This is a genomic window from Gallaecimonas kandeliae (assembly GCF_030450055.1).
Taxonomy (GTDB): domain Bacteria; phylum Pseudomonadota; class Gammaproteobacteria; order Enterobacterales; family Gallaecimonadaceae; genus Gallaecimonas; species Gallaecimonas kandeliae.
Genome location: NZ_CP118480.1, coordinates 549,119 through 563,958, shown reverse-complemented (window position 1 = coordinate 563,958; position 14,840 = coordinate 549,119). Strand labels below are relative to the sequence as shown.

Here is a 14,840-nt window from a genome sequence, read left to right as displayed (position 1 = left end):
TCTGGAGGCGGTAGAAAAGCCCCTCCAGGCCGGTTGACTTGCCCCCCAAAGATCTATTTAATTAGCGCCCGTCGCCTCGATAGCTCAGTCGGTAGAGCAGCGGATTGAAAATCCGCGTGTCGCTGGTTCGATTCCGGCTCGAGGCACCAAAATTTGTTCGGGATAAGTCATTAAGGCTTGTCTAGTGTTGGAAATTTAAGATAAATTTCCGACCTTCAACACAGAGTGTTAGGTTGCCGGCTTAGCTCAGTTGGTAGAGCAACTGACTTGTAATCAGTAGGTCGCGGGTTCGACTCCTGCAGCCGGCACCACTTAAAATTTGCCTCGATAGCTCAGTCGGTAGAGCAGCGGATTGAAAATCCGCGTGTCGCTGGTTCGATTCCGGCTCGAGGCACCATACGAAGAAACCCAGCCTAGTGCTGGGTTTTCTTTTTTCGACCCTTCATCGAACGGGTTCGATTGCCAAGTCCCTCCCTGGACTTGGCCCTGCGGGGCATCGCAAAGCGATGTCCCAAAACGTTCCCGACGTTTTGGTCCGGCTCGAGGCACCATACGAAGAAACCCAGCCTAGTGCTGGGTTTTCTTTTATCCGGCCCTGCCCTTTCAATCTTCCTTCCTGGCCCGGCCAAAGGCCTGCAACAGCTCCATGGGCAGCGGGAATATGACGGTGGAATTGTGCTCGCCGCTGATCTCGGTGAGGGTCTGCAGGTAACGCAGTTGTATGGCCTGGGGTTCCTTGGCCAGCACTTCCGCCGCTTCCAGCAATTTCTTGGACGCCTCCAGTTCGCCGCTGGCATGGATCACCTTGGCCCTGCGCACCCTTTCCGCCTCGGCCTGGCGGGCTATGGCGCGGATCATGGAGTCGTCCAGGTCCACGTGTTTGATCTCCACAGTGCTGACCTTGATGCCCCAGGCGTCGGTGCTGGCGTCAAGGATGCGCTGCAGATCCAGGTTCAGGGTATCCCTTTCCGCCAGCAATTCATCCAGTTCGTGCTGGCCCAGCACGGAGCGCAGCGTGGTCTGGGCCAGCTGGCTGGTGGCTTCCAGGTAGTTCTCCACGTTGATGATGGCCTTCTGGGGATCCACCACCCGGAAGTAGAGCACGGCATTGACCTTGATGGTGACGTTGTCGCGGGTGATCACGTCCTGGCTGGGCACGTCCATGGTGACGGTGCGCAGCCCTACCCTCACCATCTGCTGCACGAAGGGCACTATCATGATGAGCCCGGGCCCCTTGACCCTGTAAAAGCGGCCCAACAGAAAGACCACGGCCCGCTCATACTCGCGCATGACGCGGAACATGCTGACCACCATGAAGATCACGAAGATGGCGACCAGCACCGGGAAGTAGGCGGCGGGGATCATGGCTTGGTTTCCTTTTGGTTGGCGGAGACATGGAGCAGCAGGCCATCCACGGCCTCGACTCTGACTTTTTGGCCCGACTTCAAGGGCTCGCTGCAGGCGGCATTCCACAGTTCCCCCTGCAACCGGACGCGCCCGGCCCCCACTACTTCGGCCTCCATGCCGATCAGGGCGTTAAGCCCTGACACGGCGGCCCTGTGGCGCAGCCCCAGCAGCATCCGCACCACCACCAGCAGCAACAGCAGCGAGCTGGTGGCGAAGGCGGCGATCAGTGGCCAGGCCACCCTGAAGGCCTGGTCCGGGGTTTCGAACAGCAGCACTGAGCCGACACAGAAGGCCACCAGGCCTCCTATGCCGAGCACGCCGAAACTGGGGATCATGGCCTCGGCCAGCAGCAGCCCCAGCCCCACCAGCACCAGCCCCAGGCCGGCGTAGCTGATGGGCAGCATCTGGAAGGCCAGCATGGCCAGCAGCAGGCAGATCACCCCGACGGTGCCGGACACCCCGAAACCGGGGCTGTAAAACTCCAGCAGCAGGCCGTAGATGCCCAGCAGCATCAGTATGTAGGCGACGTTGGGGTCTGTGATGGTCATGATGAAGCGTTGGCGCCAGTCGGGGGCCTTCTCCACCACCACCAGATCTCGGGTATGGAGCACCAACTTGCCGGCATGGGTCTCGACGGTGCGGCCGTCGAGCTTGGCCAGCAGCTCGCGCCTGTCCTTGGCCAGCACCTCTATCACCTTCTTGTCCAGGGCCTCGCTGGCGGTGAGGGTGGCGGCATCCTTGACGGCCGCTTCGCCCCAGTCGGCGTTACGGCCGCGAAGTTGGGCCAGGGCGCGGATATCGGCCACGGCATCGTTCATCTGTTTGTGGGCCAGGGTCTTCTGGTTTTGGTCCTCATCCTTCTTCTCGCCGCCGGGGGACAGGCCCCCGATCTGGATGGGGCTGGCGGCGCCCAGGTGGGTGGCGGGGGCCATGGCCGCCAGGTGGCTGGCATAGAGGATAAAGGTACCGGCAGAGGCGGCGCGGGCCCCTGGCGGCGACACGTAGACCACGACGGGAATGGCCGAGCCCAGTATGGCCCTGTTGATGTCATGGGTGGCGGAGGAGAGGCCCCCAGGGGTATCCATGACGATCAGCAGCAATACCGGCGGCGCCGGGGCCTGGTTGGCCCGTTCTATCTCGCCAGCCAGGTAGTCGGCCGTACCGGGGCCTATGGCGCCCTTGATATCCAACTGCCAATAGGTCCCCTGGGCCAGGACGGCGCCGGAGCACAGCAGCAGTATCCAAAACAGCAGCGTTTTCATGGGGAAGGCTCCCCGCCTGCACATGCTTCAAGCTTAGTTGATGACAAAACAGGCAAAAGGGGTATCGACAAAGCAGCCAGGTTGAGACTTTGACTTCCTTGGTGTTAACTGGAGGCCACCACCTCCCCTGAAGCCCAGTACCTTGAAGACAGCCACCATCAACGACGTCGCCCGCCTGGCCGGGGTATCCATCAAGACGGTTTCCCGCGTCATCAACCGCGAACCCAGGGTCAGGGAGGAGACGGTGGCCAGGGTAATGGAGGCGGCCCGCCAGCTGGATTACCAGCCCAACCAGGCGGCCCGCAGCCTGGCGGGGGTCAAGTCCTTCAACATCGGCTACCTCTACGACAACCCCAACGCCTACTACGTCATCGACATGCAGAACGGCCTCTTGGCCGCCTGCCGCGACCACGGCTACGAACTTCTGATCCACCCCTGCGACGCCTTCACCGGCCACATCGCCGAGGAGCTGACCGCCACCATCAAGCGGGCCCGGCTGGCCGGGGTGGTGCTGACACCGCCGCTCTCCGAGCTGCCGGAAGTGGTGGCCACCCTCGCCGAACAGCAGGTGCCTCTGGTGCGGATCCTCTCCGGCAGCCAGGCGCCGGACCAACTCAGTCCCTGCGTCATGGTGGACGACAGGGGCGCCGCCTTCGAGATCACGGAACACCTGCTCAACCAGGGCCACCGCAAGCTGGCCTTCTTCTGCGGCGACACCAGCCACCAGTCCACCGCCGAACGCCAGGCAGGCTTCGAGGAAGCCCTCAAGGCCCAGGGCCTGGCACCGAGCGCGGCGCAGATCCTGCCCGGCCGCTACGCCTTCGACTCGGGGGTGGCCAACGCCCGCCAGGTGCTGCAAGGCCCCGACAGGCCCACCGCCATAGTGGCCGCCAACGACGAGATAGCCGCCGGCGCCCTCTTCGCCTGCCGCCTCGAAGGGGTGCAGGTGCCCCAGGAGATCGCCATCGCCGGCTTCGAGGACTCCCCCTTCTCCCGCCAGACCTGGCCGCCCCTGACCACGGCCCAGCAGCCCAACAGCCTGATCGCCCGCCGCGCCGCCGAGCTGCTGCTGGCCGGACTGCGCGGAGAGAAGAAAGATAAGAGCCTGATCTTCAAGCCAAAACTACTCGTCCGCGAATCCACCCAACAGCCAGGCTGAGCCCCAAAAGCCGGCCTTTGGCTGAGATCCAAGTCATCTTTACGCAAAAAAGGCTTTGCAAGTCGTTCACAATTTGGCTAGTTTTGCCAAAGTATGACAACGCTGTCATGTCAATAACAGAGCTCCAGCGGTAAGGAGCCAATGCAGAAAACCAAGACATCAGGATGGAACTTCCATGGAAATTCGCAAACTGAGCTCGTGCGCTCTCGCTGTGAAGTTGGCCTTCTTGGGTGCGCTCAGCCTGCCTGCCTGGGCCGCCGACGACGCCTCGGCCCAGCAGGACACAGCCGCCACGGCCACCGCCAAGAACAAGAATGACGACGTCGAGCGTATCGAGGTCAGAGGGATCCGTGCCAGTTCGGCCGCCAACCTCAACGACAAGCGCTTCTCCGATGCCGTCGTCGACTCCATCACCGCCGAAGACATCGGCAAGTTCCCCGACCGGAACGTGGCCGAGTCCCTGCAGCGGGTGCCCGGCGTCACCATACAGCGCCAGTTCGGCGAAGGCTCCTCGGTGTCCATCCGCGGCGCCGGCCCCGACTTCACCCTGACCACCCTCAACGGCCAGAACGTCGCCTCCACCGGCTGGTTCGTGCTGGAGCCGGCCAAGCGCAGCTTCAACTACGAGCTGCTGCCCTCCGAACTGGTGGGCAACCTGGAAGTGTACAAGAGCTCCCAGGCCGATCTCGCCGAAGGCGGCGTCGGCGGTACCGTCATCATCAATACCCGCAAGCCCCTGGATCTGGATCCCCTGACCCTGTTCGGCTCTGTCGAAGGCCTCTACACCAGCGACTCCGGCAAGACGGATCCCCAGTACTCGGGCCTGGTCAGCTGGAAGAACAAGGACGAGAACCTGGGTATCCTGGTCAGCGGCGTGCAGCAGACCCGCCACCTGCAGCGCCAGGGCAACGAGGCCTTCTGGCAGTGGGGCGCCGGCCCTGTCGGTTTCATCCAGGACCGCGACCGCTCCGCCATCAACGCCACTGTCCAGTACGACCCCACCGAGAACCTCGACTTCGTCTTGAACTACATCAAGATGGAGATGAAGGCCGACAACACCAACTACGCCCTCTGGCTGACCCAGGCCGACACCACCTGGGGTTCCGGCACCACCGAGCAATTCCTGGGCTCGGGTGACAACATCACCCCCGTCAAAGGCCCCCTCAACGTCGCCTTCTGGCAGGCCCGCCCCCGGGAGGCCACCATGAATTCCGACGTGCTGGACCTGGTGATGAACTTCACCGGCGACAGCTACAAGCTGAAGCTGCAGGCCGGCCGCACCACTTCCTCCGGCGGCACCGACTTCGAGATGGCCGTGGACGACGGTACCGGCGGCACCGCCATCAACAACGGCACCTACGACTTCACCCATGGCCACCAGAGCTGGAGCTTCGACGGCATAGGTCCCAACAACCAGACCTACTCCACCTACGATCCCGGCTCCTTGACCATGCAGCAGGGTGCCAACTTCAACCGCACCCCCAAGACCGACGACGAGACCTACTACCAGGGTGATATCGACTTCGACGTCGATCTCGGCCCCATCTATGCCGTCAAGACCGGTGCCAAGTACAGCCACCACACCAGTAGCAGCTTGCAGTACACCCAGCTCCAGGACCCGAACTTCAACCCCACCATCTCCACCGCCGACCTCAACGACGGCCTCATCGATGTGGGCTCGGGCAACTACCAGATCATCAAGTTCGATGCCGGCAAGCTCAAAGACTGGGCCAAGGCCAGCATCATCGGCGAGCAGGAGGTACTGGGTTCCCACAGCGAGATAGAGGAGAACAACACCGCGGCCTATGTGATGGCCAAGTACCACGGCGACAACTTCCGCGGTAACTTCGGCCTGCGCTACGTGCACACCGACGCCACCTCCATCTACTACCTCAACGACGCGCGCACCAACAGCAAGGCCAGCTATGCCGAATGGCTGCCCAGCTTCAACCTGGTGCTGGACCTGCGCGACGACCTCCTGATGCGTTTCGCCGCCGCCCGGGTGATGGCCCGTCCCCAGTACGTGGACATGTACGTCAACCCCAGCGCCCTCGGCGCCAACGACGAGAAGCCCAACAACCAGTACTGGGTAGTGGGTAACGTCGGCCTCAAGCCCTTCATTTCCGACCAGTTCGACGTCAGCCTGGAGTGGTACTTCGACGACAGCTCCATGGCCTCTGTGGCGCTGTTCAAGAAGGACGTGAAGAACTTCGTGACCTACAGCGAATACCAGGCCTCAGCCGCCGATATCCCCTACGACCTGCCGGCGGCCGAACAGCCCTACGGCTGGACTGTCCAGGAGAAATCCAACGGCAAGGATGCGGCCATCGAAGGTATCGAGCTGCAATACCAGCAGGACTTCGGCAACGGCTTCGGTACCCAGCTCAACTACACCTACACCGACACCTCCACGGATCCGGATACCTTCCCGACCGACGGTAACGGTGTGCTGACCGACAGCTCGCCCAACGCCTACAACATCACCGGCTATTACGAGAACGACGCCTTCCAGGTCCGCCTGGCCTACAACTGGCGCGACAAGTACATGGTGCGTGAGGCCGGTTCCTACGGTAATCGCCTGCACGATTCCTACGGCAGCCTGGATCTCAGCATGGTCTACCACCTGACCGACAACATCGACCTCAAGCTGGACGGCACCAACCTCACCGAATCCAAATCCAAGGAATTCGGCAACAACAACGGCACCCCCAGCTACTACAGCGGCTTCGCCAAAGGCTTCCCGCTGTACGAGTACGAGATGGCCCGCATGATCACCTTCGGCGTCAGCGCCAAGTTCTGATCCTGCGCCAAATTGGAAAAGGGGCCCGGGCCCCTTTTTCATATCCAAGGCCGGTCCAGTTAAGGCATGCTTGGGCAAACACCCAAGCCGGAGTAACAAATGTCTAACAGTCCCCAAGTCAATTTCGTTCCCCTCAACAGCAACAGCCACGGCTACCTCAAGGTCGACAGCCAGCCCCGCTTCCAGAGCTTCGCCGGCGACCACCTGGTGCCCCTGGTGCTGCGTGAGTTTGTCGGCGCCGCCTGCGAATTCCCGGTGATCTTCGTCAAGCACGGTCAGAGCGGCCAGCTCAACGCCGTGGCCATGATGGGGCTGCGCGCCGGTGAGAACCTCTACTGCCAGGGCGAGGATTTCGACTCCCCCTTCGTGCCCCTGGCCCTGCGCAACCCGCCCTTCGCCGTCAGCTTCCAGGACGAAGAAAGGGAAAACGCCCTCATCTGCATCGACGAGAACAGCGAACTGGTCAGCGCCCACCAGGGTGAAGCCCTGTTCGACGAAAACGGCGAACAGAGCCCCTACCTGCAGGACCGCGTCCAGGCCCTGATGCAGTACGTCAACGACAGCGACATGACGGAGCTCTTCATCAAGGCCCTGGCCGACAAGGATCTGCTGATCGGCCGCGAACTGACGCTCCGCTTAGAAAGCGGTGAGAACGTGATGGTGAACGGCATCTACGTCGTCGACGAGGCCCGCCTCAACGCCCTTAGCGCCGAAGACTTCGAGTGGTTCCGCTCCCGCGGCCTGCTGGCGCCCATCTACGCCCATCTCTGCTCCATGAATCAGATCCACCGCCTGAGTCGCAAATACCAGGCGCTGCAGCAGGGCTGATCGACATGGGCCAGGGACTGCGCAAGGTACTGGTGGTGGGAGGCGGCACCGCCGGCTGGCTGGCCGCCAACCACCTGGCCAAGCGGCTGCAAAGCCGGCTGCCGCAGGGCGTCAGGGTTTGCCTGGTGGAAGCCCCCGACATCCCCACCATAGGGGTGGGGGAAGGCACTGTACCGGCCATCCGCAACAGCCTGGCCTACCTGGGGATCAGCGAAACCGAGCTGATCCGCCAGTGCGACGCCACCTTCAAGCAGAGCATCCAGTTCATCGACTGGGAGCAGGACCCGGCCCGCCACGGCAGCAACAGCTACCACCACCTCTTCGACTACCCGGAGATCCTCGGCGGCGATCCCACCCCCTTCTGGCTGGCCGATCCCCAAGGCAGCTATGCCGACGCCGTCGCCATCCAGGGCCGGCTTATCGAAGCGGGCCTGGGGCCCAAGCTGGCCACCCAGGCCGAATACCAGGGGGTCTGCCAATACGCCTACCACCTGGACGCCGCCAAGTTCGGTGCCCTGCTGGCCCGCCACGGCACCGGCAAACTGGGGGTGGAGTACATCCGCGCCAAGGTGCTGGACATCGGCTACCACCCCGACGGCAGCATCCGCTGCCTCCATACCGACAGCGCCGGCGCCCTGGAGGCGGATCTCTTCGTGGACGCCAGCGGCTTCGGCGCCCTGCTGCTGGGCCAGGGGCTGAAGGTGCCCTTGAAGGACCAGCGCCAGTTCCTGCTCTGCGACCAGGCCCTGGCGGTACAACTGCCCTACCAGGATCCGGCCCAGCCCATCCCCTGCGCCACCCTGGCCACCGCCAAGGAAGCGGGCTGGATCTGGGACATAGGCCTGACCGGCCGGCGCGGCCTGGGCTACGTCTACTCCTCGGCCCACAGCAGCCATGAGCAGGCCGAGGCGGTGCTGCGCCAATATATGGGCCCAGGGGGCGACGACCTGGTCCTGAGGCGCATCCCCATGCAGGTGGGTTACCGGGAGAGATTCTGGGAGAAAAACTGCGTCGCCATAGGGCTGTCCCAGGGCTTCGTGGAGCCCCTGGAAGCCACGGGCCTGCTGATGTTCGACATCACGGCCCGGATGCTGGCCGACCAGTTCCCCGCCAGCCAGGCCCAGATCCCGGCCGCGGCCCGCCGCTTCAACCAAAGGGTCGGCTACGCCTGGGAAAGGGTCATCGACTTCGTCAAGCTGCACTACTGCCTGTCGAAGCGTGACGACAGCGCCTTCTGGCTGGACAACCGCAGCGCCGCCACCATCCCCGACAGCCTGGCGGACAACCTGGCCTACTGGCGCCACCAGTTGCCCAGCCACTACGACTTCACCGACATTTCCGCCGTCTTCGGCCTGGAGAACTACCTCTACGTGCTGTACGGCATGCACTACCCCACCGATCTGGCCGGCCGCCCCGACTTGCTGGCGGACCCAGCCGGCGCCCGCCACACCCAGGCAAGGCTCTCGGCACGGTTGCAGCAGGCCGGCAGCCAGCTGCTGCCCCACCGCCAGCTACTGGACCGTATCCGCCAACATGGCCTGCAAAAGATCTGATAGAAGGACAGCCCCATGGCCCCCAGCATCACCCTAGTCGGCGGCGGCGCCGCCGGTTGGATGACCGCCATCTACCTCAACCGCTACTTCAACCAGCAGCCGGGCAGCCGCCAAATACGGGTGGTGGAGAGCCCCGACATCGGCATCATCGGCGTCGGCGAGTCGACGGTGCACAGCATCCGCTATTTCTTCGCCGCCATGGGCCTGGACGAGAACGAACTGCTCAAAGAAGCCAACGGCACCCTCAAATCCGGCATCCTGTTCCGCAACTGGATGAAGCCGGTGGCCGGCCAGATGCACCAGTACTTCCACCCCTTCGAGGCCAACCTCTCCGGCGCCAACATCGACATTTCCTCCACCTGGCTGGCGATGCAGGACAGGCCCCCTGGCCGTTACGACGAGGCGGTCTGCACCAGCAGCCACCTGGTGGCCGAAGGCCGCTGCGCCAAGGGTAAGAATTCCGCCCCCTACCAGGGCCTGGTGCCCTACGGCTACCACCTGGACGCCACCCTGATGGCCCGCTTCCTGCGCCGCAAGGCGGTGGAGGCCGGGGTCGAGCATATCGAGGCCACCGTCTCTGACGTCGACGTGGTGGACGGCAACATAGTGGCGGTGCAGACCGACAAGGGCCGCGTCGGCGGGGACATCTTCATCGACTGCACCGGCTTTCGCGGCCTGCTGATGGAAAAGCTCAGCCCCGGCAACTGGCGCTCCTTCGCCGAGGCGCTACCGGTGAACCGCGCCGTCGCCATCCAGAAAGCCTATGAAGGGGACGTCAAACCCAAGCCCTACACCCAGGCCACGGCCCTGGACCACGGCTGGGTCTGGGAAATCGATCTGGTCAACCGCCAGGGCACCGGCTACGTCTACGACGGCAACGCCCTGACCCGGGAAGAAGCGGAGCAGGCACTGCGCGACTACCTGGGCCCCCAGGCCGAGGTGCTCAAGGCCGTGCACCTGGACATGAAAGTCGGCTGCCGCCAGCGGTTCTGGGTGGGCAACTGCATCGCCATGGGCCTGGCCGGGGGTTTTATCGAGCCCCTGGAGTCAACGGGGCTGCACGTCATCAACATGGGCGCCCGGCTGCTGGCCACCCACCTCTCGGCCAAGACGCTGGACCAGCCGGTGCGGGACTCCTACAACCGCCTGATGCTGGGGATCTACGAGGATCTCAAACAGTTCATCGTGCTGCACTACTGCCTGACCGACAGGGACGACACCCCCTTCTGGCGCCGGGCCAGGGAGTCGGTGCGCCACTGCCCGGCCCTGGCCACTCAGCTGGACGCCTGGAAGCACAAGGTCTGCGAATACCTGGATCTCGCCGGCGGCTACAGCACCACCTTCACCGACGAGAACTACCGCTACGTGCTCTACGGCATGCAGCACTATCCCGAGCTGGGGTTGAACCTCGATGAGCAGCAGGCCCAGGCCCTGTTCCGGCGCCTGGCCCGGCAATACGAACAGGCCCGCCACCAGGCCCTGGACCATCGCCATTACCTGGAGCTGCTGGGCAACCTGGGTTAATCGACCGCAATACCGCCCGCTTCCAGGCGGGCCCGCAAGGGCGCGAGCTGGGGGGCAAAACGCCGCCAGCGGCCTATGCCCCCTGCCGACAGCCCCTGGCGCAGCTGGCTGGCGCTCAAGGTCGGCACGGCGCCGCCGCCGTGGTGGAAGTCGAGGCACTGGCCGATGCGCTCCTCGCTGGGCCCGAGGCCGACGAAGCGCAAGATGCCGACCAGGGTCTGGTGGGGTTCACGCACCAGGGTCTCGTACTGCACGTCCAGAATTTGCCCCGGCAGCAGCCGGTGCCAGTGGGCCATCAGCTGTTCATAGGCCAGGTAATAGTCGGCCAGATCCTCAAGGCCGTAGCTGAAGGCGGCGCCGTCGGCGAACAGCTGCTTGTAGCAGCCCCAGAGGTTGTCCATGGGGGCGCGCCTGCAGTGCAAGATCCTGGCCTGGGGCAGGGCCTGCTTGATAAGGCCTATGGCCTTGAAATTCATCGGCATCTTGTCGGTGGCCCAGCCCCCCTCGCAGCGCGGCCCTATGCGCTGCAGATAAGCGTCCCCCAGGGCCTGCCAGTCGGCCTTGTCCAATGCCGCCACCCAGTCGGGAAAGGGCTGCGCCAGGCCTTTGGCCAACAACAGCTGCTGGCTGGCCTGGGCCATTTCCACCGTTTCCCCCAGGGCGCTCACCTCCGGCAGGGCCGAAAGCAACTGTTCCAGCAACGAAGTACCGCTGCGCGGCAGGCCGCAGATGAAGATGGGCATAGGCCCCTGCCCCGCCTCGGCCTGGGACAAAGCCTGCCCCAAAGGAAAGGCCGCCTGGATCTTTGCCAGCTCAGCCCTGGCCGCCTCGCCGTCATAGGGCTGCACCTGGCGCCTGGCCCTGGCCCCCTTCTGGTACCAGGAAAAGGCCGGCTCCGCCTGCCCGAGGCGCTCCCAGCCTTGGCCGAGGGCGTAGCAGAGCTGGGCCTCGGCCTGGGGCGGCCAGGGGCGGCTCTGGTACAGCTCGGCCATGGCCGCCAGCTCCCTCTCCTCCGGCACGCCGAGGTCGGCCTTGCTCCAGTAGGCCTCGGTCATCTCGGGCCGCGCCGCCAGGCAGAGGTCGAAGTTGGCCTTGGCCTCGGCCAGCAGGCCAAGCTCCTTTTGCAGCACTCCCAGTTGGTGGCGCAGGGCCAGCTTTTCGGCCTCGCCAAAGCCGCCGTCCTCAAGCCAATTCTCCAGCAGCTCGCAGGCCTCGAGATGGGCGTGGCGGTAACGCAGGGCCAGGCAGAGGCCGAGGCAGGCGGGCATCAAGTGCGGGAAGAGGGCCAGCGCCCTCCTGGCCTGGCGCTCCAGGCCGGCAAAATCGCTGCCCAGCAGCAGCTGCCTAAGCAGCGACACCTGGACGCTGGGCTCGTCGGGGGCCTGCTCGGCCAGGGCCTGGGCCAAGGCCTGGGCCTGCAGGGGCTTGCCGCCCTGCATCAGGCCGCTCAGCAGCCGCAGGGCCTGGTGCAGGCCCAGGCTCAGCGGCTGGGGATCAGGAGGCAGGGAAAAGGTGATGACCAAGGGGGCTCCTTGACGGGGCTGCAGGGAACTTCCTGACCCTACAAAAGATTTTCATCAGGTAAAAGCTTTGTTAGCATGAAATGACAACGCTGTCACTGCTACTGATAGAAGCGCGCCCAAGAGGGCCCTTGAGGATAGAGGTATCGCATGAGGATTGGTCAGCACCTGCCCCGGCTCTGCCGCCTGTGGTTCGCCGCCCTGGCGCTTTGCGCACCGGCCCTGGCCCAGCCCCTGGTCCAGCAGGAACTGGATAGCCTGGCCCGCCAACTCCAAGTGCAATACCGGGTCGAGGACAACCTCCAGGCCCGGGGCTGCGATCCCAAGGAGGGCAACGGCCACTGCTTCGACGCCAGCCTGAGCCTTGAGCTGCCGGTGGATCTGCCGGCCAGCGGCTGGCGGCTTTACTTCTCCAGCACTGTGCCCATCGAGTCAGACGGCAGCGCGCTCTTCGACATCCAGCACCTCAACGGCGACCTGCACCGCCTGGTGCCGACGGCCGCCTTCAAGGGCTTCAAGGCCCACCAGCGCTATCGCATCCCGTTCAAGGCCGCCTTCTGGTCGGTGTCCGAATCCGACGTGATGCCCAACTATTTCCTGGCGGCTCCCGGCTTGGCGCCGCGGACAGTGACCTCCACCGAGGAGCGCATCGACCCCGACAGCGGCCTGCACTATCTGCCCCATGCAGCCCCTTTCACAATGCCGGCCCAGCAGCGCCGCAACCCGGAAGATCAGATCCCCCAGGCCACGGCGGCCTGGCTTTACCACCAGAACCAAACCCTGGCGGCAGCTCCGGCCAAGGCCGGTGAGCGCATCATCCCGGCCATGGCCTCCAGCCAGCCCAATGGCCAGCGCCTGAGCCTGGCCGGCGGCATCCGCCTGGTGGCGACGCCGGCGGTGGAAGCGGCCCTGGCGCGGCTGGCCAAGCTGGGGGTGAAGGACGACCCGGCCGGGATGCCGGTGCAACTGGCCCCGTCCGCCACCCTGCACGCAGAGGCCTACCGGCTCGACATCGACGATGGGGGCGTCAAGGTTTCGGCCGGCAGCGGCGCCGGTTACTTCTACGGCCTGGAAAGCCTTGCCTCGTTGCTGGACCCCGCCACCAGGACAGTGCCCCAGGGCCATTTCGAGGACGCCCCCCGCTACGGCTTTCGCGGCGTCCACCTGGACATCGCCCGCAACTTCCACAGCAAGGCCATGATCCTGGGGCTGCTGGACAGCATGGCCAGCCTCAAGCTCAACAAGCTGCACCTGCACCTGGCCGACGACGAAGGCTGGCGGTTGCAGATCCCGGGCCTGCCGGAGCTGACCGACCTCGGCGCCTACCGCTGCTTCGACCCCAAGGAGCAGCAATGCCTGCTGCCCATGCTGGGCAGCGGCCCAAGCCGCAACACCCCGGTCAACGGCTACCTGAGCGTGGCCGACTACCAGCAGATCCTGCTCTACGCCCAGGCCCGCCATATCGAGGTGATCCCCTCCCTGGACATGCCAGGCCACTCCCGCGCCGCCATCAAGGCCATGCTGGCCCGCTACCGCCAGCTGATGCGCGCCGAGAAACCAGAACAAGCCAACCGCTACCTGCTCAGCGACTTCGACGACAAGACGGTCTACAGCTCGGTGCAGTACTACGACGACAACACCCTCAACCCCTGCCTGGACAGCACCTACAACTTCATCCAGAAGGTGTTGTCCGAAGTCCAGGCCATGCACCAGGCCGTGGGAGTGCCGCTGCGCCGCTACCACATCGGCGCCGACGAGACGGCCGGGGCCTGGAAGAACTCCCCCCGCTGCCAGGCGCTGATGAAGCAGGAAGGCCTGGCCGACGCCGAGCAGCTGACCGGCTACTTCGTGCAGCGGATCACCCACATGGTCAACGACATGGGCATCACGGCGGCGGCCTGGAGCGACGGCCTCAGCCATGTCAAACGCCAGGCCCTGGCACCCCGGATCCAGGCCAACATCTGGGACACCCTCTACTGGGGCGGCCACAACAAGGCCCAGGATTTCGCCAACCGCGGCTGGGATACGGTGCTGTCCCTGCCGGACGTGCTCTACTTCGACTTCCCCTACCAGGCCGATCCCAAGGAGCCCGGCTACTACTGGGGCTCCCGCGCCACCGACAGCTTCCAGGTGTTCCAGTTCATGCCCGACAACCTGCCGGCCCTGGCCGAACTCTGGACTGACCGCATGGGCCACCCTTACCAGGCGGACGACGCCAGCCCCCTCAAGGACGGCCAGCAGATCACCGGCTTCCAGGCCCAGCTGTGGAGCGAAACGGTGCGCAGCGACAGCCGCGCCCAGTACATGCTCTTCCCCCGCCTGTTCGCCTTCGCCGAACGGGCCTGGCACAAAGCCCCCTGGGAACTGCCCTATGTGCCTGGCCGCCACTACGACCAGCACAGCGGCCACTTCGACGCCGCCCGCCGCCAGCAGCAGCTGGCCGATTGGCAGGGCTTTGCCGCCGCCCTGGTCCACAAGGCGCTGCCGGAGCTGGCCCGAAGCCAGGTGATGTTCCGCCTGCCTCCCCCAGGCGCCGTCATCGAAGGTGGCCAGCTGCACGCCAACCTGCCCTGGCCAGGGCTGACCATCCAATACCGCCAGGACGGCGGCCCCTGGCTGCCCTACCGGGCGGGAGTCGCCGTCAAAGGCAAGGTGGAAGTGCGCAGCCGCCTGCCGGGCTGGCCCCGCGGCAGCCGTCCCCTGGCGGTGGCCAGCGGCCACTGACTGCTGGCCGGCCGAGCTTCATCACATTTTTGGCAACGTTGTAACGAGAATTTTAAATTGGCG

General features: G+C 64.7%; 9 protein-coding genes and 3 tRNA genes. 9 read left to right on the top strand and 3 right to left on the bottom strand.

Translation table 11 applies throughout. The features are described from left to right. The first annotated feature begins 73 nt into the window (after window positions 1-73). From PVT67_RS02645 to PVT67_RS02635, 3 genes are all read left to right on the top strand, one after another. Window positions 74-149: transfer RNA gene (locus PVT67_RS02645), tRNA-Phe, on the top strand. A gap of 86 nt (window positions 150-235) precedes the next feature. Next, a tRNA-Thr gene (locus tag PVT67_RS02640) sits at window positions 236-311 on the top strand. Between the two features lie 10 nt (window positions 312-321). Then, window positions 322-397: transfer RNA gene (locus PVT67_RS02635), tRNA-Phe, on the top strand. 206 nt (window positions 398-603) lie between these two features. On the opposite strand, the gene PVT67_RS02630 is transcribed toward PVT67_RS02635, so the two are convergent. After that, complete coding sequence (locus PVT67_RS02630; RefSeq protein ID WP_301497527.1) at window positions 604-1,365, bottom strand: slipin family protein; 762 nt, start codon at window positions 1,363-1,365, stop codon at window positions 604-606. After that, on the bottom strand, window positions 1,362-2,669 hold the full coding sequence (locus PVT67_RS02625; RefSeq protein ID WP_301497524.1) for an NfeD family protein: 1,308 nt from the start codon (window positions 2,667-2,669) through the stop codon (window positions 1,362-1,364). Before PVT67_RS02625 ends, PVT67_RS02630 begins: the two co-directional genes overlap by 4 nt. 142 nt (window positions 2,670-2,811) lie before the next feature. Between PVT67_RS02625 and PVT67_RS02620 the strand changes: the two genes are divergently transcribed. The 5 genes from PVT67_RS02620 to PVT67_RS02600 all read left to right on the top strand — a co-directional run bounded on the left by PVT67_RS02620 (window position 2,812) and on the right by PVT67_RS02600 (window position 10,533). After that, a complete protein-coding gene (locus PVT67_RS02620) occupies window positions 2,812-3,828 on the top strand; it encodes a LacI family DNA-binding transcriptional regulator (protein WP_301497522.1) in 1,017 nt (338 codons plus the stop codon). A gap of 175 nt (window positions 3,829-4,003) precedes the next feature. Continuing rightward, window positions 4,004-6,628: a TonB-dependent receptor gene (locus tag PVT67_RS02615; protein WP_301497520.1), complete on the top strand. Its 2,625-nt coding sequence runs from the start codon at window positions 4,004-4,006 to the stop codon at window positions 6,626-6,628. Window positions 6,629-6,727: 99 nt separating this feature from the next. Then, window positions 6,728-7,456, top strand: coding sequence for a SapC family protein (locus PVT67_RS02610; RefSeq protein WP_301497518.1), 729 nt, complete (start codon window positions 6,728-6,730; stop codon window positions 7,454-7,456). Window positions 7,457-7,461: 5 nt separating this feature from the next. After that, a complete protein-coding gene (locus PVT67_RS02605; RefSeq protein WP_301497516.1) occupies window positions 7,462-9,009 on the top strand; it encodes a tryptophan halogenase family protein in 1,548 nt (515 codons plus the stop codon). A 15-nt stretch (window positions 9,010-9,024) separates the two neighbouring features. Beyond that, window positions 9,025-10,533, top strand: coding sequence for a tryptophan halogenase family protein (locus tag PVT67_RS02600; RefSeq protein WP_301497514.1), 1,509 nt, complete (start codon window positions 9,025-9,027; stop codon window positions 10,531-10,533). Here the strand turns inward: PVT67_RS02600 and PVT67_RS02595 are convergent. Continuing rightward, complete coding sequence (locus tag PVT67_RS02595) at window positions 10,530-12,056, bottom strand: tetratricopeptide repeat-containing sulfotransferase family protein (protein WP_301497512.1); 1,527 nt, start codon at window positions 12,054-12,056, stop codon at window positions 10,530-10,532. The genes PVT67_RS02600 and PVT67_RS02595 overlap by 4 nt on opposite strands. A 147-nt stretch (window positions 12,057-12,203) precedes the next feature. Here PVT67_RS02595 and PVT67_RS02590 point away from each other — a divergent pair, with 147 nt between their 5' ends. Then, a complete protein-coding gene (locus tag PVT67_RS02590; protein ID WP_301497510.1) occupies window positions 12,204-14,777 on the top strand; it encodes a family 20 glycosylhydrolase in 2,574 nt (857 codons plus the stop codon). Window positions 14,778-14,840: the final 63 nt, after the last annotated feature.

Excerpts from the sequence above, each read along its gene's own strand:
- PVT67_RS02600 (WP_301497514.1), top strand. The coding sequence starts at position 9,025 with ATGGCCCCCAGCATCACCCTAGTCGGCGGCGGCGCCGCCGGTTGGATG.
- PVT67_RS02605 (WP_301497516.1), top strand. The coding sequence starts at position 7,462 with ATGGGCCAGGGACTGCGCAAGGTACTGGTGGTGGGAGGCGGCACCGCC.
- PVT67_RS02615 (WP_301497520.1), top strand. The coding sequence starts at position 4,004 with ATGGAAATTCGCAAACTGAGCTCGTGCGCTCTCGCTGTGAAGTTGGCC.
- PVT67_RS02625 (WP_301497524.1), bottom strand. The coding sequence starts at position 2,669 with ATGAAAACGCTGCTGTTTTGGATACTGCTGCTGTGCTCCGGCGCCGTC.
- PVT67_RS02610 (WP_301497518.1), top strand. The coding sequence starts at position 6,728 with ATGTCTAACAGTCCCCAAGTCAATTTCGTTCCCCTCAACAGCAACAGC.
- PVT67_RS02630 (WP_301497527.1), bottom strand. The coding sequence starts at position 1,365 with ATGATCCCCGCCGCCTACTTCCCGGTGCTGGTCGCCATCTTCGTGATC.
- PVT67_RS02590 (WP_301497510.1), top strand. The coding sequence starts at position 12,204 with ATGAGGATTGGTCAGCACCTGCCCCGGCTCTGCCGCCTGTGGTTCGCC.